The organism is Kitasatospora sp. NPDC001119, from assembly GCF_053598475.1.
Map to the genome: position 1 here is coordinate 356,705 of NZ_JBSFKI010000003.1, position 19,564 is coordinate 376,268.

The window sequence follows — 19,564 nt, forward strand, 5'->3', positions numbered from 1 at the left end:
CCTCCGGGCTTGGTGTGCGCTGTCCACCAGCCCAACTTCCTCCCCCGATGAAAGCGGCCCTCGAAATGGCATGAGAGGTGTTCGGCGCCCTCGCTTGGGTGGAGCGAGGGCGCCGGGGTTCAGCGTGGCAGTCGATTTCCTCTTCTCCACGGGAAGTCGACCGTATCGATTTCCTACGCACCCCTCACAGGTTCCTTGCCGCTTCGGCGGCGCCGAAGCGGCAAGGGCCACTCCCTTTCCGTCGTCGTGCCCCTGCCCCTGCCGTCGGCGAGGGCAGGGGCAGCTCTTCTGCGCAGGAAGTCGGCTGGGCCGACTTCCTGCGCAACTCCGTGGAGGCCCAGCGGCGAGGCGAAGCCGAAGCCGCACAGGGGGTGGGGGTGGCCGAAGGCCTGGCGCTTCCCCACCTTCGCCGTCAGGGAGATGGGAATGCGGAAGGGCCCGCGCGCTCGGGTGGGTGAGCGGGCGGGCCCTTGCGGGGGTGCTGCGGTCAGCCGACGGAGGAGTAGGCGATGATGCCGCGGCGGAGGCCGTCGACGGCCTTGCGGGCGGTTTTGCGGAGTTCGACGTCCTCGCCGGCGGCGTCCTGGATCTGGCCCAGGACGTCGATCAGCTGCTTGGTCCAGCGGACGAAGTCGCCGGCCGGCATGTCGGCGTCGCGCAGGACCTGGTCGAGGTTGTGGCCGAGCGCCCAGCGGTAGGCGACCCAGGCGAAGCCCAGGTCGGGCTCGCGCTGGCCGACGCCCTCGGCGGTGTTGATCCGGTGCTGCTCCTCCAGGGCGTCCAGGTGGCCCCAGATCCGGACCATCTTGCCGAGCGCCTCCTTGGCCGCGCCCTCCGGCACCCGGGGGGCGCCGGCGTCGTCGGCCTGGCGGGCCTCGTACACCAGCGCCGAGGCGCAGGCGGCGAGTTCGGCGGCGGCGAGGCCGCTCCAGACGCCTTCGCGGATGCACTCGGAGGCGAGCAGGTCGAGTTCGCCGTAGAGCCGGCCGAGCCGCTTGCCGTCGTCGGTGACGGTGTCCCCGCTGAGGTAGCCGAGGTCGGTGAGCAGCCCGCAGACCCGGTCGAAGGTGCGGGCGATGGTGTGGGTGCGCGAGCGCATCCGGCGTTCCAGCAGTTCGGTGTCGCGGTGCAGCCGGTGGTAGCGCTCGGCCCAGCGGGCGTGGTCCTCGCGGTCGGAGCAGCCGTGGCAGGGGTGCTGGCGCAGTTCGGTGCGCAGCCGGGTGATCTCCGGGTCGTCGGCGGCGGCCGCGCGGCCGCGCCGGAACCGCTCGGGCTCCAGGTGGCCGGCCTTGGTGCGCAGCGCCGAGGCGAGGTCGCGCCGGGACTGCGGGCTGCGCGGGTTGAAGGACTTGGGGATGCGCAGCCGGTCGACGGCGACGACCGGGTGCGGGAAGTCGATCATGGCGAGCCGCTTGACCTGCCGCTCGGCGGTGAGCACCACCGGGCGCGGGCCGTCCTGGTAGTCGGGGTGGCGCGGGCCGCCCCGGCCGGAGCGGTTGACCGGCGGCAGGCCCGGGTCGAGGACCAGGGCGAGGCCGGCGAACTTGCCGGTGGGCACGTGGATGACGTCGCCCGGCTTGAGCTGCTCGATGGACTCGACGGCGGCCGCGCGGCGCTGGCTGCTGCCCTCGCGGGCCATCTCGTTCTCGCGGTCCTTGAGCTTGCGGCGCAGCTCCATGTACGCGTCGAAGTCGCCGAGGTGGCAGGTCATCGACTCGCGGTAGCCCTCCAGCCCCTCCTCGTTGCGCTGGACCTGGCGGGCGATGCCGACCACCGAGCGGTCCGCCTGGAACTGGGCGAAGGACGTCTCCAGCAGCTCGCGCGAGCGGTGCCGGCCGAACTGGGAGACCAGGTTGACGGCCATGTTGTACGAGGGCCGGAACGAGGACTTCAGCGGGTAGGTGCGGGTGCCGGCCAGGCCGGCCAGCGCCTCCGGGTCGAGGCCGCGCTGCCAGAGGACCACGGCGTGGCCCTCGACGTCGATGCCGCGCCGCCCGGCCCGGCCGGTGAGCTGGGTGTACTCGCCGGGGGTGATGTCGGCGTGGGTCTCGCCGTTCCACTTGACCAGCTTCTCCATGACCACCGAGCGGGCGGGCATGTTGATGCCGAGCGCCAGGGTCTCGGTCGCGAAGACGGCCTTGACCAGGCCCTTCACGAAGAGCTCCTCGACCACCTCCTTGAACCGGGGCAGCATCCCGGCGTGGTGGGCGGCGATGCCGCGCTCCAGCCCGTCCAGCCACTCGAAGTAGCCGAGGACGTGCAGGTCCTCGTCGGGGATGTCGGCGCAGCGCTCCTCGACGAACGCCCGGACGAGGGCGCGGTCGGAGTCCTTGTTGAGCCGCAGGCCGGAGCTGAGGCACTGCTGGACGGCGGCCTCGCAGCCGGCCCGGCTGAAGATGAAGGTGATCGCGGGCAGCAGGCCCTCGGCGTCGAGCCGGTCGATGACGTCCACCCGGCCCGGCGTCCAGACCCGGCCGGGACGGCCGTTGGGCATCGAGCGGCCCCGGCCGCGGCCGAAGCGGTCGCGCGGGTTGCGGTCGAGTTCGGAGCGGGCGAGCCGGACCAGTTCGGGGTTGACGGCCTTGCCGGGGTTCTTCAGGCTGTGCTTGGGGCGGCCGTCCCGGTCCGGGTCGGCGAACAGGTCGTACATCCGGTTGCCGGCCATCACGTGCTGCCACAGCGGCACGGGGCGGGTCTCGGAGACGATCACCTTGGTGCCGCCGCGCACGGTGTCCAGCCAGTCGCCGAACTCCTCGGCGTTGGAGACGGTCGCGGAGAGCGAGACGAGGGTGACCGACTCGGGGAGGTGGATGATGACCTCCTCCCAGACGGCGCCGCGGAAGCGGTCGGCGAGGTAGTGCACCTCGTCCATCACGACGTAGCCGAGGCCGTCGAGGGTGCTGGAGCCCGCGTAGAGCATGTTGCGCAGCACCTCGGTGGTCATCACCACCACGGGTGCGTCGCCGTTGACGGTGTTGTCGCCGGTGAGCAGGCCGACCTTGGCGGCGCCGTAGCGCTTGACCAGGTCGCCGTACTTCTGGTTGGAGAGCGCCTTGATCGGCGTGGTGTAGAAGCACTTGCGGCCCGCGGCCAGGGCCAGGTGCACGGCGAACTCGCCGACGATCGTCTTCCCGGAGCCGGTGGGGGCGGCGACGAGGACGCCGGAGCCGGCCTCCAGCGTCTCGCAGGCCTCCAGCTGGAAGTCGTCCAGCGGGAAGTCGTACAGCTGCTGGAAGCCGTACAGGGCGGTGGCCTGCTCCTGCGCCCGGCGACGGCTGGCCGCGTACGCCTCGGCGGGGCTGAGCTCCTGGTCGTCCTGGGGCTCTGGATCGGGGGTGTTCATCGCCGTCCGGGTGTGATTGGTGTGATCTCGCATCTCAGCGAGAGGTTACCCGGGTGGACTGACATCGATAGCACCGTTTTTCCGTGCGACGGATTCACTCCCTCGGCACACTCCCGGGATCAGTTCCCTCTCAGATCCATAGTTGCAAATGTCTTCAAGTGATCGGGACGGAGTCAGACCCGATCGTCTCCGGTCATTCCTGGTGGAGGCCGGTGACGGCTCCCTACCGTCGTCGTCCCAGCCACCACGACACGGGAGGACCGCCACGATGGCGAACCTGGAGACGTCCCTCAAGGAGTCCATGGCGATCGAGGGCGCGATCGGCGTCGCCCTGGTCGACTGCGGCAGCGGCATGGCCCTCGGCACCCTGGGGGACGGCGCCGAGCTGGACCTGAACGTCGCCGCGGCGGGCAACACCGACGTGGTCCGCGCCAAGATGCGCACGATGGAGATGCTCAACCTGCACGACGTCGAGATCGAGGACATCCTGACCACGCTGACCCACCAGTACCACCTGGTCCGGCCGCTCACGGCGCCCGGGGCACGCGGACTCTTCCTCTTCCTCGCGCTCCACCGCAGCCGCTCCAACCTGGCGATGGCCCGCCACCGGCTCACCCAGATCGCACTCGCGCTGGAGGTCTGACCCCGGGCCGACCCAGGAGAGCCCGGACCGACCCGGGGAAGCCCGGGAAAGACCGGACCGGCCCGGGGAGACCCGCCGCGCCTAGCCCTTCAGCAGCTCCGCCAGCCCGTCCGCCAGCCGCTCGTACTCCTCCGGCCGGTTGTACAGCTGCGCGCTGACCCGCAGCACCCCGCCGCCGGCCCAGGGGCGGACGGCGATCCGGGTGCCGAACCGGTGCCACACCTCGGCCATCAGCGCCTTCACCTGCGGCTCGGTCTCGCCGTACCCGGCCGGCAGCCGGACGGTGCGCATCCACACCCCGGGCGTCGCGGGCAGCGGCGCCAGGCCGGCCCGCTCGGTCAGCGCATGGCGGCCGTACGCGGCGAGGGCGGTGTTGTGGGCGGCCACCGCCGGGTGGCCGAGGCCGCGCAGCAGCTCGAAGCCGGCCGGGGCGGCCAGCCAGGGCGTGTAGTCGCAGGTGCCGCGCCACTCGACGTTGCCCGGGAAGCCCTTGTCGTGCTCCCAGGACAGCGCCAGCGGGCGCACCCGGCCGGTCCACTCGGGGCGGACGGCGAGCACCCCGGTGGCGCGCGGGGCGAAGGCCCACTTGTGCAGGTTGCCGAACCAGAAGTCGGCGTTCGGGTCGATCGGGGCGGGCAGCATGCCGGGGGCGTGGGCGCCGTCCACCACCGTGGTCACGCCGCGGGCGCGCAGGTCGGCGAGCAGGGCCGGGCCGGCGACCAGGCGGGCGGTGGGCGAGGTCAGCTGGTCCAGGACGGCGACGGTGGTGCGGCCGTCCACGGCGGCGAGCACCGCCTCCCGGACGGCCTGCTCGTCGGGGGCGTCCAGCGGGACGGGGGCCACCACGAGTTCGGCGCCGGTCTCGGCGGCCTTGCGGGCGGCGGCCTGGGTCACCGCGCCGTAGCCGTGGTCGGTGACCAGGATCCGGTCGCCGGGCGCGAACGGGATGCTGTCCAGGGCGATCGCGACCGCCTCGGTGACGTTGGAGACGAGCGCGAGCCGGTCCGGGTCGGTGTCGAGTTCGGCGGCGATCAGGGCGCGGGCGGCGGCGATCCGGGCCGGGAGGTCGGCGAAGAAGCCGTCCGGGTCCTGCTCGTGCTCGGTGCGCAGCCGGTCCTGCGCCCGCTGGACGGGGACGGGCACGGCGCCGAAGGAGCCGTGGTTCAGGTGCGCGGTCCGCGGCGACACGCTGAACAGCCCGTCGGCGGCGGGCAGTGGCGCCGGGGGTTCGACGGTCCGCAGGTCCTCGATCACGGTTTCCTCCGCTCACTGGCGCACACTGGTGTGTGACATTTCACATGACAGACTACTGGTCGGGACACACACCGCGCGACCACCATCGGGCCGTGACCATCACCGACGCCTTCCTTGCCCTCAGCGCCCGTACCGGTCGGTTCACCTTCGGCGCGCCGCGTGCGTACACCTTCGCCGAGGACGGTACCCGGCTGCTGCTCCTCCGCTCCAGCGGTCCGGAGGATCCGGTCGACCGCCTCCACCTGCTCGACACCGCCACCGGCGAGGAGCGGCTGGTCGCCGACCCGGCCGCGCTGCTGCCCGGCCGCACCGGCCGGCGCGACGACCTGCCCGTGGTCGAGCGCCGCCTGCGCGAGCGCAGCCGGCTGGTCGCCGCCGGGATCGGCACGTACGCCGCCACCGCCGACCTCGCCACCGCCGTCTTCACCCTGGACGGCCGGCTGTTCCGCACCGACACCACCGCCGGCACCAGCGACGAACTCCCGGTCGCCGGGCCCGCGTTCGACCCCCGGCCGGACGCCACCGGACAGCGCGTCGCCTACGTCGCCGAGGACGCCCTGTACGTCACCCCCGGCCTCGAACCGCTCTCCCCCGCCGACGGCGCCCGCTGGGGCGTCGCCGAGTTCGCCGCCGCCGAGGAGCTCGGCCGCCACCGGGGCCACTGGTGGCGCCCGGACGGCGGCGCGCTGCTGGCCGCCCGGGTCGACGAATCCGCCGTCCCCCGGCGGTACTTCGCCGACCCGGCGCACCCCGGCGAGGCCCCCGAGGACTTCGCCTACCCGCAGGCCGGCGGCCCCAACGCGGACGTCCAGCTCTGGGTGCTCGGCCTCGACGGCACCCGGGTCCGACTGCGCTGGGACACCGAGGAGTTCCCGTACCTCTGCGCCGCCTCCTGGGCCTCCACCGACGAGGTGCTGCTCACCGTCGCCGACCGCCTGCAGCAGAACGTGCTGCTGCTGAGCGCCGACCCGGCCACCGGTGACACCGCCGAACTCTCCCGCACCACCGACGAGTTCTGGGTGGACGACCTGCCCGGCACCCCCGCCCGGCTGGCCGACGGCCGGCTGCTCACCGTCCACGACACCCCGCAGGCCCGCGGCCTCGCGCTCGACGGCAAGCCGCTGGACACCGCCGGCCTGCAGATCCGCCGCGTCGTCGGCCGGCTGCACGGCCGGCTGCTCTGCGAGACCGGCGAGGGCGACCCGTTCGACCAGTACGTCCACCTGGTCGACCCGGACGGCGGCGCACCCGAGCCGCTCGCCTCCGGCCCCGGCCTGCACTCGGCGCTCGCCGCCGCCGACACCCTGCTGCTCACCTCGGCCACCGCCGACGGCGTCCGGCGCGTCATCAGCCGCGACGGCCACGAGCTGGCGCTCACCGACCTCAGTGAGCCGCTGCCCCACCGGGTGGAGCCGCGGCTCGCCCGGGTCACCGAACGCGCCCTGCCCAGCGCCGTGGTGTACCCGCGCGGCCACGTCCCCGGCACCCGGCTGCCCGTCCTGCTGGACGTCTACGGCGGGCCCGGCTACCAGGCGGTGGCCGCCGAGCCGCGCCGCTGGCAGCTCAAGCAGTGGTGGGCCGACCAGGGCTTCGCGGTGGTCACCGTCGACAACGGCGGCACCCCGTTTGTCTCCCCGGACTTCTCCCGCACCATCTTCCGGCGGATGTCCCAGGTGGCGCTGGACGACCAGGTCGACGCGCTGCACGCGCTCGCCGAGCGGCACCCGGACCTCGACCTCGGCCGGGTCGGCGTGCGCGGCTGGTCGTACGGCGGCTACTTCGCGGCGCTCGCCGTGCTGCGCCGCCCGGACGTCTTCCACGCCGCCTGCGCGGGCGCCCCGCCCACCGACTTCCGGCTCTACGACACCGCGTACACCGAGCGCTACCTCGGCCTGCCGCAGGAGAACCCGGAGGGCTACGCCGACGACTGCCTGCTCCCCGACGCGCCCGGTCTGAGCAGGCCGCTGCTGCTGATCCACGGGCTGGCCGACGACAACGTCCACCCCTCGCACACCCTGCTGCTCTCCCAGGCGCTCACCCGGGCCGGCCGCCCGCACAACGTGCTGCCACTGCCCGGCGCCACCCACATGACCCCGGGCGGGCTGCTGGAGCAGCTGGCCCAGGCCGAACTCGCCTTCCTGCGGGCCTCCTTGGGCTGATCCGCAGCAGCGCCCGGGCCGGATCGCGGCACTCCGCGCGACCTCCGCCCGGTCCGGGCGGGCCGCCGGGTGACGGTCCGGCAGTCGAAGGGCGCCGCACCCCCGGGTGCGGCGCCCTTCCGCTTGCCGCACACCTCTTTCATGTAACCCGTGACATGTGAAATATTACCTGCGCTTCACCTACCGATGACCGAGGCACCCCCATCCCCCGGAAAGGACCGGTCAGTTGCGCAGACTGTCCGCGGCCCTCGCCGCCGCACTCACCACGAGTGCGATAGCGGCCACCCTGCTGGGCACCCCCGCCCAGGCCGCACCCCCGACCCCCACCGCCCTCGCCGCCGCGTCCGCCGACGCCCAACAGGGCGCCGAGGCCCCGCCGGCCCCGCTCGCGCCCCAGGAGCGCGAGCGCCAGGCGCTGCGCGGCAAGGCCCTGGAACAGCTCAACAAGGGCACCGTCGCCAAGGCCGCCGGCAAGCGGGCCCCGGCGAAGGTGAAGGTCGGCAACGACTACGTCCAGCTCGCGCACCAGCGCACGGACAAGGTCTTCGTGATCCTCGCCCAGTTCGGCGACCAGGTCGACAACACCACCCAGTGGAACGGCCAGCCCCGCTACGGCGGCACCCCCGGCCCGGCCCACAACCAGATCCCCAAGCCGGGCAAGGACGACAACCACACCCTGTGGTCGCAGGACTTCGACCGCGGCTACTACCAGAAGATGTTCTTCGACGACACGCCCGGCGCGGTGTCGATGCGCAACTACTACCGCACCCAGTCCTCCGGCCGGTACGACGTCGAAGGCACCGTCAGCGACTGGGTCACCGTCCCGTACAACGAGGCCCGCTACGGCAGCAACAAGGGCCCGCAGGGCTCCGGCGCCTGGACCCAGGGCCAGGAGTTCATCCGGGACGCCGTGAAGGCCTGGTACGACGGCGAGGTCGCCAAGGGCCGCTCCGCCGCCGACATCAAGGCGCAGCTCGCCCAGTACGACGTCTACGACCGCTACGACCACGACAAGAACGGCGAGTTCGCCCAGCCGGACGGCTACCTGGACAACGTCGTCGTGGTGCACGCGGGCGTGGACGAGACCTGGGGCGGCGGCGCCCAGGGCGCCGACGCGCTGTGGGCGCACCGCAGTTGGACCTTCCCGGACGCGACCGGGCAGACCGGCCCGGAGGGCAACAAGATCGGCGGCGCCCCCGTCGGCGACACCGGCCTGTACGTCTACGACTACGTCCAGGCGGGCGAGAACAGCGGCGTCGGCCTGTTCGCCCACGAGTTCGGCCACAACCTCGGCCTGCCCGACCTGTACCCCACCAACGGCGGTGACAACAGCGTCAACTTCTGGTCGCTGATGTCCTCCGGCTCCTACCTGGGCAAGGGTCCGAACACCACCGGCGGCTACCCCGGCGACCTCGACGCCTGGAGCAAGCTGCAGTTCGGCTGGCTCGACTACGACGAGGCGCAGGCCGCCACCCGCTCCACCCACGCGCTCGGCGTGAGCAGCTACAACACCGACCAGGCCCAGGCCGTCCTGGTCCACCTGCCGGACGGCACCACCCGCACCGACCTCGCCGACCCGTACGAGGGCGGCCGGCAGTGGTGGAGCGACACCGGCGACAACCTCGACAACTCCCTGGCCCGGGACGTCGACCTGCGCACCGCCGCCGGCCCGGCCGCCCTGGACGCGGCGGTCTGGTACGACACCGAGCAGGACTACGACTTCCTGACCGTCGAGGCCTCCACCGACCAGGGCAAGCACTGGACCTCCCTCGGCGGCACCGTGGACGGCGCCCCGATCGGCAACACCAGCGCCAACACCCCCGGTCTGAGCGGCAGTTCCGGCAGCTACAAGCAGCTGCACATCCCGCTGGACGGCTACCTCGGCCAGCAGGTCCGGCTGCGCTTCCACGTCACCTCGGACGGCAACACCCACGGCCGGGGCGTGCTGGTGGACGCCGTCAAGGCCACCGCCGGCGCCGCCGTGCTGTTCGCCGACGGCGCCGAGAACGGCGCGAACGGCTGGACGGCCGGCGGCTTCACGGTCATCGACGGCCGCACCGCCGTCAAGCAGCACCCGCGCGCGTACCTCGCCGAGAACCGCCGCTACACCGGCTACGGCGAGTTCCTGAAGACCGGCCCGTACAACTTCGGCTACAGCGGCGTCGCGGGCAAGGCCAACGTGGTGGACAACTACCCGTACCAGGAGGGCGTCCTGATCTGGCTGTGGGACACCTCGTACGGTGACAACAACACCAAGGACCACCCCGGCGGCGGGCTGATCCTGCCGATCGACGCCCGTCCGGCGCCGATCCGCTTCGGCGACGGGACGCTGGTCAACGGGCGGGCGCAGACCTACGACGCGACCTTCTCGCTCAAGCCGACCACGGCGTTCACCCTGCACAAGGGCGGCGTCGCGGTGCGCATCCCGTCGAAGCCGGCCGTCCCGGTCTTCAACGACCGCACCGGGGTGTACGGCGACCCGGCCACGCCGCAGCTGACGGTGAAGGTGCCGGACACCAACACCAAGATCGAGGTCGTCCGGGAGTCCCAGGGCGGCAGGATCACCACCGTCCGGGTGGGCCCGGCCTCCTGACCGGTACGTGAAGGGCCCCGGATCCCCCCGACGAAAAGGGATCCGGGGCCTGCTCGTGTGCCCGGGGCCTGCTCGTGCGCCCGGGCCTGCTGGGCACCCGAGGCCGGCCGGGTACCCGGGGTCAGCGCCCCAGGCTGCGCGCGGTGCGCGCGGCGGTGACCACCCCCAGGACGGTGATCGCGGCGATCCCGAAGGTCATGTACCGGGCCGAGTCGACCGGGCTGTCCCCGCCCAGGTTGACCAGGGTGCCGGCCAGCGCCGAGGTCACCGAGAAGGCGATCAGCTGGGTGGTGTTGATCGCCGCGGCCGCCTTGCCGCCCTCGGCCGGGTCGCTGCTGCTGCGCATCGCCGCCACGCTCAGGTGCGGGAAGGCCAGGCCTATCCCGGTGCCGGCGGCGAACAGCGCCACCGCCCAGAGCAGCACCCGGAGCCCGGAGGCGTGCCCGGTCTGCGACAGCCCGTACACCAGCAGGCCGCCGACCAGCACCAGCGGGGCGACCCGGATCGCCAGGGCCCGGCCGCGGGCCGACTCGATGCCGACGCTGAACAGCTGGGCGGCGGTCCAGCCGGCCGAGGTGGCGGCGCCGAGGAAGCCGGCCACCAGCGGGCCGAGGCCGCCCAGCTGCTGGCCGAACAGCGGGATGAAGTTCTCCGTCACCACGCCCGCGCAGAGCACCGCGACGGTCAGGTAGAGCCACTTCAGGGGGTTGCCGGGCCGGTAGGTCTGCCGCGGCAGCACCGTCGCCGCCGAGCGCCGCTCGACCGCCGCGAAGCCCACCAGCAGCGCCAGTCCGGCGAGCAGGCAGAGCGCCGTCGGCCAGCCGGACGGCACGGTCGAGCTGACGCTGAAGACGGCCGCCGCCAGGGTGAGCAGCAGCAGCGAGGGCAGCGGCACCGGGCCGCCGCCCCGACCCGCGCCGGAGCGCCCGGGCAGCACCCGGCGGGCCAGCACCGCCAGCACCAGCGCGGCGGCCAGCAGCAGGACGTACGCCCCGCGCCAGGCGCCGAGCTGGGCGAAGAGCCCGCCCAGCGACGGCCCGACCAGGGTGCCGACGCCCCACATCGCGGAGACCAGTCCGGCCGCGCGGGTCCACAACCGCTCGGGCAGGGCGCTACGGATCACCGCGTAGCCGAGCCCGGCCACCAGCCCGCCGCCGAGGCCCTGCACCACCCGGCCGAGGATCAGCGCCGCCATCGACGGGCTGAGCGCGTTGACCACGGCGCCGGCGCCGAAGACCAGGAAGCCCAGGATGTAGGCCCGGGCGGCGCCGAGGCGCTCCAGCAGCCGGCTTACCAGCATCGAGGCGATCACGGCGGCCATCAGGAAGCCGGTGGCCACCCACGCGTAGTACCGCTCGCCGCCGATGTCGGCGACGATCGAGGGCATCAGCGCGGCGGTGAAGTAGAGGTTCATCGCGTACAGCGCGACGCCGCCGGCCAGGATCGAGGCGGGGGCGGCGTACCGGCGGGAGAAGAGTTCGCGCCACCCGGCGGCGGCCCCGGAGGACTGCGACTCCGGTGCGTAACTGCCCTGCTCAGCAGGGGAGGTGTCGGTCACTACGGCAGATGATTCGGTCACGTCCGGTACGCTAGGACTTCAAGGGAACTTGAAGTCAAGGAAGCCGAAGGAACCGAGGAGTCGCCATGACCACCGCGCCGGTCGACCTGCTGAGCGTCGGGGAGGTGGCCCGGCGGGCCGGGATCGCCACCTCGGCGGTGCGCTTCTACGAGGACCAGGGGCTGATCTCCTCCGAGCGCACGGCCGGCAACCAGCGGCGCTACCGGCGGCACGTGCTGCGCCGGATCTCGCTCATCCTGGTCGCCAAGCGGCTCGGCATCCCGCTCTCCGAGGTCGCCGAGGTCTTCACCGGCCTGCCCGAGGACCGGATGCCCGGCAAGCACGACTGGGAGCGCATCTCCCGGCGCTGGGCCGAGCAGCTGCGCGCCCGCCGGGCCGAGCTGGAGCGGCTGGAGGACGAGCTGACCGGCTGCATCGGCTGCGGCTGCGTGTCGCTGCGCCGCTGCCGGGTGCTCAACCCGGGGGACGAGCTGGCCGCCGAGGGGCCGGGCCCCCGCCGGCTGCTGCCGGAGGAGGGCCTGCTGCCCGTCGAGGAGTGAAACGCCGTCGACGGGTGAGGCGCCGTCGACGCGTGGGACGCCGTCGACGCGCGGGCGGGGAAGGGGTTGGAACCCGGCCGGACGCGGCCCTCGCAGGGTTCCCCGCCGCGTCCGACCGGGGGCTTGTGCGGCTCAGACCTCCGGGAAGTGGCAGGCCGCCTGCCGCTCGCCGGGCCCGGCGATCCGTAGCAGCGGCCGCTCGGTCCGGCACAGGTCCTGGGCCTTCGGGCAGCGCGGGTGGAAGGTGCAGCCGGGCGGCGGGTCGGCCGGGCTCGGCGGGTCGCCGAGCAGCACGATCCGCTCCCGGGTGCGCTCCGCCTCCGGGTCGGGCAGCGGGACGGCGGACAGCAGCGCCCTGGTGTACGGGTGCGCGGGGCTGCCGTACACCTCGGCCTTGTCGCCGATCTCCACGATCCGGCCCAGGTACATCACCGCGACCCGGTCGCAGACCCGCTTGACCACCGAGAGGTCGTGCGCGATGAACACGTACGCCAGCCCGAGCTCCTGCTGGAGCCGCTCCATCAGGTTGACCACCTGGGCCTGGATGGAGACGTCCAGCGCGGAGACCGGCTCGTCGGCGATCACCAGCCGCGGCGAGGTGGCCAGCGAGCGGGCGATGCCGATGCGCTGGGCCTGGCCGCCGGAGAACTCGTGCGGGTAGCGGTCCAGGTGCTCGGGGATCAGCCCGACCAGCTCCATCAGCTCGGCGGCCCGCTTGCGCGCGGCCGCCGCGCTCTCGCCCTGGACGAGCAGCGGCTCGGAGATGATCCGGGCCACCGTCTGCCGGGGGTTGAGCGAGGAGTACGGGTCCTGGAAGACCATCTGGAGGTCGCGCCGGTGCGGCCGCAGCCGGGCCTGGGAGAGCCCGCCGATCTCGGTGCCGTCGAAGGTGACGGTGCCCGAGGTCGGGTCGAGCAGCCGGACGATCATCCGCCCGGTGGTGGACTTGCCGCAGCCGGACTCGCCGACCAGGCCGAGCGTCTCGCCCGCGCCGACGTCGAAGCTCACCCCGTCCACCGCCCGGACCGGCGCACCGGGGCGCCCGGTGCGGCTCCGCCGGCCGGGGAAGGTCTTCACCAGGTCCCGTACGGACAGCAGCGGTCCGGCCGCGTCCTTCGTCGACGGTGTGGTCATCACAGCACCCCTTCCGGCACCAGCGGCAGGTGGCAGGCGGCCTGGTGGCCGGGGGCGAGCCGGTCGAGCACGGGGCGCTCGGCCAGGCAGCGGGAGTGCTCCTCGGCGGACGCCGCGGTGGTGCGGGCGCAGCGCGGGGCGAAGGAGCAGCCGGGGGCGGGGGCGATCAGCGACGGCGGGCTGCCGGGGATGGCCCGCAGCGGGGCGTCGTCGGTGTCGTCCAGGCGCGGCAGCGAGTCCAGCAGGCCGCGCGTGTACGGGTGCGCGGGCTGCGCGAACAGCCGGTCCACCGGGGCCTGTTCGGCGGCCCGGCCGCCGTACACGACCAGCACCTCGTGGGCGACCCGGGCGACCACGCCGAGGTCGTGGGTGATCATCACGACGCCGAGGCCGCGCTCCTGCTGGATCCGGGCGATCAGGTCGAGGATCTGCGCCTGGACGGTGACGTCGAGCGCCGTGGTGGGCTCGTCGGCGATCAGCAGCTCGGGCTCGCAGGCGAGCGCCATGGCGATCATGACGCGCTGGCGCATGCCGCCGGAGAACTGGTGCGGGTACTCGTCGACCCGGCGGGCCGGCTCCGGGATGCCGACCTCGGCCAGCATCTCCACCGCCTTGGCCCGCCCGGCCTTGCGGTTGGCCTTGAAGTGCACCCGGTAGTGCTCGGCGATCTGCTCCCCGACGGTGTAGAAGGGGTGCAGGCTGGACAGCGGGTCCTGGAAGATCATCGCGATCCGGCGGCCCCGGACGGTGCCCAGCTCCCGCTCCCCGAGCCCGTTCAGCTCCTGCCCGTTCAGCCGGATCGAGCCGGTGACGGCGGCGCCGCGGTGCAGGCCCATGACGGCGAGCGAGGTGACGGACTTCCCGCTGCCCGACTCGCCGACCAGCCCGAGAGTGCGACCGGCCTCGACGGCGAAGGAGATCCCGTCCACCGCGCGGACGGTGCCGCGCGGGGTGTCGAAGGCGACCTTGAGGTCCTCGACCTCCAACAGCCTGGTCATCAGTACCTCACTCTCGGGTCGACGAACGCGTAGAGCAGGTCGACCAGCAGGTTCGCCGCGACGATGAAGAAGGCCGCGAGCAGGGTGACGCCGAGGATCACGGGCTGGTCGGAACGGGCCAGCCCGTCGTAGAACAGCCGGCCGACGCCGGGCAGACCGAAGATCGACTCGGTGATGACCGCGCCGGCCAGCAGGCCGCCGAGGTCCATGCCGAAGATGGTCAGGATCGGCGTCATCCCGGAGCGCAGCCCGTGCTTGACGGTGACCGTCCGCGGCGGCAGGCCCTTGGCCCGGGCGGTGCGGATGTACGGCTCGGCCATCGCCTCGATCATCGAGTTGCGGCTCTGCCGGGCGTACATGGCCGCGTACAGCAGGGCCAGCGCGATCCACGGCAGCAGCAGGTTGGAGCCCCATGCGAAGGGGTTCTCGGTGAACTTGTGGTACGAGGGGTAGGGCAGCACGCCGGCCGTCCTGACCAGGCCCCAGATCAGCATGATCGAGGTGAAGTAGACCGGCAGCGAGGCGGTGCCGACGGACAGCACCATCAGGGTCTTGTCGATCGGCCTGCCCTTGCGCAGCGCCGAGGTGACGCCCGCGCCGAGGCCGAGGACCAGCCAGAGCACGGCCGCGCCGAGGGCCAGCGAGATGGAGACCGGCAGCCGGTCGGTGAGCAGGTCCCAGACCGGCAGCCCGTACTCGTAGGAGTAGCCGAGGCAGGGGAAGCCGCAGTGCACCGCGCTGGGGCCGGAGCCGTAGTCGCGGCCGGCGAAGATGCCGCCGAGGTAGGCGAGGAACTGGTCCCAGACCGGCTTGTCCAGGCCCATCGCCGACTTGACGTCGGCGAGCCGCTCGGGGCTGCAGGTCTTGCCGCAGGCGGCCGCTGCCGGGTCGTTGGGCAGCAGGTAGAAGATGGTGAAGGTGATGGCGCAGATGGCGAGCAGGATGCCCGCCACGCCGAGCAGCCGGCGGCCGAGGTAGAGGATCACGACCGGCCTCCCCGGGGGTCGAGGATGTCGCGCAGCGCGTCGCCGAGCAGGGTGAAGGCGAGCACGGCGACGAACAGGAAGGCGGTCGGGATCAGGAAGTAGGTCGGGTCGGTCTCGTAGTGCACGATGCTCTCGGCGATCATCTGGCCCCAGGACGCGGTCGGCGGGCGGACGCCCACGCCGAGGTAGCTGAGCGCGGCCTCGGTGGCGATCATGCCGGGGACGAGCAGGGTGGTGTAGGCGATGATCGGGCCGGAGACGTTCGGCAGGATCTCGCGGGTGAGGATGCGCCAGGAGCGCGCCCCGCCGACCTTGGCGGCCTCGACGTACTCGCGGTGCTTGAGCGAGAGGGTCTGGCCGCGCACCACCCGGGCGATGCCGGGCCAGGTGAACAGCCCGATCACCAGGGTGATCAGCAGGATCCGGTTGACGTCCTTGGCCACCGACATCATCGCGATCATGAAGATCAGCGAGGGGAAGGACATCGTGAGGTCCATCAGCCGGGACAGCAGGGTGTCGACGCGCCCGCCGAAGTAGCCCGCCGCGATGCCGGCCAGGGTGCCGGCGATCACGACCACGGCGGTCGCGGTGAACGCGATCAGCAGGGACACCTGACCGCCGTGCAGCACCCGGGCGAACAGGTCGCGGCCGCTGCCCGGCTCGACGCCCAGCCAGTGCCGGGCGCTGATGCCGCCGAAGTCGCCCCGGGGCACGCCGCCCAGGTACGGGTCGACGGCGCGCTTGTCGAACTCCTCCGGGGTCCAGCCGCCGAGGGCGCTGAGCGGCCCGGCCAGCGCGGTGATCAGGATCAGCACGCCGACGGTGATCAGCCCGAACCGGGCCGAGCCCTTGGCCCACAGCTGGTCCCAGACCAGCCGCCAGGGCCCGCGCCCGGCACTCTTCTTGGCGCCCCCCGCCGTGGCGTCGGCCACGGCGGCGGGCTCAGTGGTGGTACTCATCGCTGCCGGCCCCTCACTTGCCCTTGGCGGGGTCCTTGAGGCCGATGGCACCCAGGTCGAGCATCCCGGCGTAGCCCTGGTTGCCGAAGGCGCCGGCCACGTTGGTGCCGACCAGCAGGGGGCGGCGCTGCCAGATCAGCGGGACGGCCGGGGCCTTCTTCGCCAGGTCCTGGTCCAGCTGCTGCCAGGCCTTGTTGGCCTCGTTGACGTCCGTCATGGCCGCGATCTGGTCCATCCGGTCCATCGTGGCCTGGTCCTTGAACTGGCTCAGGTTGCCCTGGTTGCCCTTCTCCTTGATGGTGCGGCCGTCGAACTGGAACGGGAGGAAGGTCGCACCGGAGGGGTAGTCGGGGCACCAGCCGCTGATGGTCAGGTCAGGGGCGTTCTTGATGTCGCCGACGGTGTCCTGGAAGGCGGACGGGTCGGTGGTGTTGATGGTGACCTGGACGCCGGCCTTGGACAGCGACTGCTGGATCGCCTCGGCACGGCTCTTGTCGCCGAGCGAGACGGTGAGCGAGACCTTGAGGTCGCTCTTGCCCGCCTCCTGGAGCAGCTTCTTGGCCTTCTCCGGGTCACCGGCCGCCGGGACCTTCAGCGGGTCGGACTTGACGCCGCCGGTCAGCGAGGGCGGCAGGTAGGAGGTCGCCACGTCGGCCATCGCCGGGCCGCCGAAGGCCGTCACCTGCCCCTCGCGGTCGACCGCCCACATCATCGCCTCGCGCACCTTCGGGTCGTCGAAGGGGGCCTTGGAGGTGTTCATGTACAGCATGTCGGTACAGCCGGTGACCTCGGCGGCCATGCGGGACTTGACGTCCGGCTTGGGCAGCACCTTGGCGACGGTCTCGTGCGCCATCCACGGCATGTTGATCGCGTTGGCGTCGGCGCCGTCGCTGGCGATGATCCGGTCGTCGGCCTGGCCGCCCTTGATGCCCTCGGTGACCACGACCTTGTCCGGGTAGGCCTTGCGGACGGTGTCGGTGGCCGGGTCCCAGTTGGTGTTGCGGACCAGCACCAGCTGCTTGCCGCGGTCGTAGGTCTCGATCTTGTACGGGCCGGAGGAGAACGGCCGGGCGTCGTACTGGGTGCCCTTCTCCTGGGACTGCGGCACCGGGGAGAAGGTCGGCAGCGAGACGGTGGAGGAGAACTCGGCGACCGGGCGCTTCAGGTGGAAGACGATCGTCTTGTCGTCCGGGGTCTCGATGCTCGCCAGGTGCTCGCCGTTCAGCGGGCCCTTGTAGTTCTCGCCGCCGGCCAGGTACTGGATCGCGTAGTCGGGGCCGCCGGTGAGGTCCGGGGAGAAGGACCGCTCGACGTTGTACTTGATGTCGGCGGCCTTGATCGGCGAGCCGTCCTCGTACTTGAGGCCGTCCTTGAGGGTGAAGGTCCACACCTTGCCGCCGTCGGAGGACTTGCCGAGGTCGGTGGCGAGGTCCGGGACGATCTCGCTGCCCGCCGCGCCCGGCTCGGCCTTGAAGGTGGTCAGGGTGCGGTAGATCAGCCGGGTGCCGAAGTCCATGTGCGGCACCACCCAGCTGCGGGCCGGGTCGAGGTGGGCGAAGTCCTGGTTGGTCAGGACGGTGAGGGTGCCGCCCTTGGCAGGGGTGCCGCCGATGACCGAGCCGGACGCGGCGCCCGGGCCCTTGCCGTCGGAGGGGGCGGCGTCGCTGCCGCCGTCACTCTTGTCGTTGGAGCAGGCCCCGAGGCCGAGGGTGAGGGTCGCCGCGAGGGCCGCCGCGAGGGCGGCGTGGGTGCGCCTGGTCATGTTGCAACTCCGCTGTGGGGGGCCCGATCCGCCGGATCTGGCCGCTGCGCTGTGTGACCCGTAACATAGTAATGTGAAATTGCACTGCACAAGAGGTGACGGCTCCCGTTACCGAGCTGTGTCCGTGCCAGCATCTCCCCCGCCCCGCCAAGGAGTTCACCGGTGACCCTTCCCCCGACCGGCCTCAACACCGGGAGCCACGACCTCCCGGTCTCCCCCGCCCTCGCCTCCTTCATGGCCACCAGCTGGGCCGCCACCCCGCTCCCCGCCGACCGGCGCGTCCCCGGCCACGACCGCTTCCCCGGCCGCCGCGCCCGGCTCTCCGCCGCCTTCCCCGGCGAACGGCTGATCGTCCCGGCCGGCCGGCTCAAGGTCCGCTGCAACGACCTCGACTACCGCTTCCGCCCGCACAGCGCGTACGTCTGGCTCACCGGCCTCACCGGCGAGGACCAGGCCGACCACGTCCTCGTCCTCGAACCCGCCGGCCCCGAAGGCCACGAACCCGTCCTCTACCTGCGCCCGCGCTCACCGCGCGACGGCGGCGAGTTCTACCGCGACCGCCGCTACGGCGAGTTCTGGGTCGGCTCCCGGCCCGACCTCGCCGAGGCCGCCCGACTCACCGGCGTACGCACCGAACACCTCGACGACCTCGGCAAACTGCTCACCGGCCCCCAGCCCCCCACCCGGGTCCTGGCCGGCACCGACCCGCTCGTCGACGAGGCCACCGGACGGCCCGCCGACGGCCGGCGGGACGGCGAACTCGCCGCCGTCCTCTCCGAGTTGCGCCTGGTCAAGGACGAATGGGAGATCGGACAGCTGCAACTGGCCGTCGACCACACCACCACCGGCTTCGAGGACGTCGTCCGGGCCCTGCCCACCGCACTGCGCCACCACCGCGGCGAACGCTGGATCGAGGGCGTCTTCGACCTGCGCGCCCGCGCCGAGGGCAACGGCACCTCCTACACCACCATCGCCGCCTCCGGCGCCCACGCCTGCGTCCTGCACTGGATCCGCAACGACGGCGCCCTCGACCCGAACTCCCTCCTCCTGCTGGACGCCGGCGTCGAGACCGACACCCTCTACGCCGCCGACATCACCCGCACCCTGCCGCTCAGCGGCACCTTCACCCCGATCCAGCGCCAGGCCTACGACCTCGTCCTCGCCGCCCAGAGCGCCGGCATCGCCACCCTCCGCCCGGGCGCGCGGTTCCGCGACTTCCACCGCGCCGCCATGCGGGTCATCGCCGAAGGCCTCGCCGACTGGGGCGTCCTGCCCGTCTCCGCCGAAGAGGCCCTCGCCGAGGACAACGGCCTCTACCGCCGCTACACCCTCTGCGGCAGCGGCCACATGCTCGGCCTCGACTACCACGACTGCGCCAAGTCCCGCGCCGACCGCTACCTCGACGCCACCCTGGAGGAGGGCATGGTCCTCACCGTCGAACCCGGCCTCTACCTCCAGCCCGACGACGAGACCCTCCCCGCCGAACTCCGCGGCCTCGGCATCCGCATCGAGGACGACCTCGTCATCACCCCCGACGGCGCCCACCTGATGTCCGGCGCCCTCCCGAGGACCGCCACCGACGTCGAGTCCTGGATGGCGACCCTGCTGTCCTGAG

The 19,564-nt window shown here is 72.7% G+C and carries 13 protein-coding genes; 5 read left to right on the top strand and 8 right to left on the bottom strand.

Features of this window, described 5'->3' with window-relative positions; translation table 11 throughout:
• Nucleotides 1–487 precede the first annotated feature (487 nt).
• Nucleotides 488–3,343, bottom strand: a complete 2,856-nt coding sequence (locus ACWDD9_RS05915; protein WP_049651584.1) for a DEAD/DEAH box helicase — start codon at nucleotides 3,341–3,343, stop codon at nucleotides 488–490.
• Between the two features lie 268 nt (nucleotides 3,344–3,611).
• Between ACWDD9_RS05915 and ACWDD9_RS05920 the strand changes: the two genes are divergently transcribed.
• Nucleotides 3,612–3,986 (top strand): hypothetical protein, encoded by a 375-nt coding sequence (locus ACWDD9_RS05920; RefSeq protein ID WP_074002332.1) that lies wholly within the window; start codon nucleotides 3,612–3,614, stop codon nucleotides 3,984–3,986.
• A gap of 81 nt (nucleotides 3,987–4,067) precedes the next feature.
• On the opposite strand, the gene ACWDD9_RS05925 is transcribed toward ACWDD9_RS05920, so the two are convergent.
• The gene (locus ACWDD9_RS05925) at nucleotides 4,068–5,240 is read right to left on the bottom strand and encodes an aminotransferase class V-fold PLP-dependent enzyme (RefSeq protein ID WP_241852864.1); all 1,173 of its coding nucleotides are present in this window, start codon (nucleotides 5,238–5,240) and stop codon (nucleotides 4,068–4,070) included.
• Between the two features lie 92 nt (nucleotides 5,241–5,332).
• Here ACWDD9_RS05925 and ACWDD9_RS05930 point away from each other — a divergent pair, with 92 nt between their 5' ends.
• Nucleotides 5,333–7,399, top strand: a complete 2,067-nt coding sequence (locus ACWDD9_RS05930; RefSeq protein WP_449810879.1) for a prolyl oligopeptidase family serine peptidase — start codon at nucleotides 5,333–5,335, stop codon at nucleotides 7,397–7,399.
• Nucleotides 7,400–7,625: 226 nt separating this feature from the next.
• Nucleotides 7,626–9,992, top strand: coding sequence for an immune inhibitor A domain-containing protein (locus ACWDD9_RS05935; RefSeq protein ID WP_449810880.1), 2,367 nt, complete (start codon nucleotides 7,626–7,628; stop codon nucleotides 9,990–9,992).
• Between the two features lie 121 nt (nucleotides 9,993–10,113).
• Here the strand turns inward: ACWDD9_RS05935 and ACWDD9_RS05940 are convergent, their stop codons facing one another.
• Nucleotides 10,114–11,571: an MFS transporter gene (locus ACWDD9_RS05940; protein ID WP_449810881.1), complete on the bottom strand. Its 1,458-nt coding sequence runs from the start codon at nucleotides 11,569–11,571 to the stop codon at nucleotides 10,114–10,116.
• Between the two features lie 65 nt (nucleotides 11,572–11,636).
• Between ACWDD9_RS05940 and soxR the strand changes: the two genes are divergently transcribed.
• A complete protein-coding gene (soxR, locus tag ACWDD9_RS05945; protein ID WP_049651587.1) occupies nucleotides 11,637–12,110 on the top strand; it encodes a redox-sensitive transcriptional activator SoxR in 474 nt (157 codons plus the stop codon).
• 132 nt (nucleotides 12,111–12,242) lie between these two features.
• On the opposite strand, the gene ACWDD9_RS05950 is transcribed toward soxR, so the two are convergent.
• The 5 genes from ACWDD9_RS05950 to ACWDD9_RS05970 are packed head-to-tail and all read right to left on the bottom strand — an operon-like array spanning nucleotide 12,243 to nucleotide 17,949.
• Nucleotides 12,243–13,244: an ABC transporter ATP-binding protein gene (locus ACWDD9_RS05950; RefSeq protein ID WP_049651588.1), complete on the bottom strand. Its 1,002-nt coding sequence runs from the start codon at nucleotides 13,242–13,244 to the stop codon at nucleotides 12,243–12,245.
• Nucleotides 13,244–14,242: an ABC transporter ATP-binding protein gene (locus ACWDD9_RS05955; protein WP_449810882.1), complete on the bottom strand. Its 999-nt coding sequence runs from the start codon at nucleotides 14,240–14,242 to the stop codon at nucleotides 13,244–13,246. Before ACWDD9_RS05955 ends, ACWDD9_RS05950 begins: the two co-directional genes overlap by 1 nt.
• Nucleotides 14,242–15,228 carry an ABC transporter permease gene (locus ACWDD9_RS05960; RefSeq protein ID WP_074002329.1) on the bottom strand — a complete coding sequence of 329 codons (987 nt, stop codon included), beginning with the start codon at nucleotides 15,226–15,228 and terminating at the stop codon, nucleotides 14,242–14,244. The genes ACWDD9_RS05955 and ACWDD9_RS05960 overlap by 1 nt, the downstream gene beginning before the upstream one ends.
• Complete coding sequence (locus ACWDD9_RS05965) at nucleotides 15,225–16,187, bottom strand: ABC transporter permease (RefSeq protein WP_380742329.1); 963 nt, start codon at nucleotides 16,185–16,187, stop codon at nucleotides 15,225–15,227. The genes ACWDD9_RS05960 and ACWDD9_RS05965 overlap by 4 nt, the downstream gene beginning before the upstream one ends.
• Before the next feature lie 13 nt (nucleotides 16,188–16,200).
• A complete protein-coding gene (locus tag ACWDD9_RS05970) occupies nucleotides 16,201–17,949 on the bottom strand; it encodes an ABC transporter substrate-binding protein (protein ID WP_049651592.1) in 1,749 nt (582 codons plus the stop codon).
• 162 nt (nucleotides 17,950–18,111) lie between these two features.
• Between ACWDD9_RS05970 and ACWDD9_RS05975 the strand changes: the two genes are divergently transcribed.
• A complete protein-coding gene (locus ACWDD9_RS05975) occupies nucleotides 18,112–19,563 on the top strand; it encodes an aminopeptidase P family protein (protein WP_375876049.1) in 1,452 nt (483 codons plus the stop codon).
• Nucleotide 19,564 lies beyond the last annotated feature (1 nt).

Coding starts and splice junctions, on each gene's coding strand:
- ACWDD9_RS05915 (WP_049651584.1), bottom strand. CDS start 3,343: ATGAACACCCCCGATCCAGAGCCCCAGGACGACCAGGAGCTCAGCCCC.
- ACWDD9_RS05920 (WP_074002332.1), top strand. CDS start 3,612: ATGGCGAACCTGGAGACGTCCCTCAAGGAGTCCATGGCGATCGAGGGC.
- soxR (WP_049651587.1), top strand. CDS start 11,637: ATGACCACCGCGCCGGTCGACCTGCTGAGCGTCGGGGAGGTGGCCCGG.
- ACWDD9_RS05950 (WP_049651588.1), bottom strand. CDS start 13,244: ATGACCACACCGTCGACGAAGGACGCGGCCGGACCGCTGCTGTCCGTA.
- ACWDD9_RS05955 (WP_449810882.1), bottom strand. CDS start 14,242: ATGACCAGGCTGTTGGAGGTCGAGGACCTCAAGGTCGCCTTCGACACC.
- ACWDD9_RS05965 (WP_380742329.1), bottom strand. CDS start 16,187: ATGAGTACCACCACTGAGCCCGCCGCCGTGGCCGACGCCACGGCGGGG.
- ACWDD9_RS05970 (WP_049651592.1), bottom strand. CDS start 17,949: ATGACCAGGCGCACCCACGCCGCCCTCGCGGCGGCCCTCGCGGCGACC.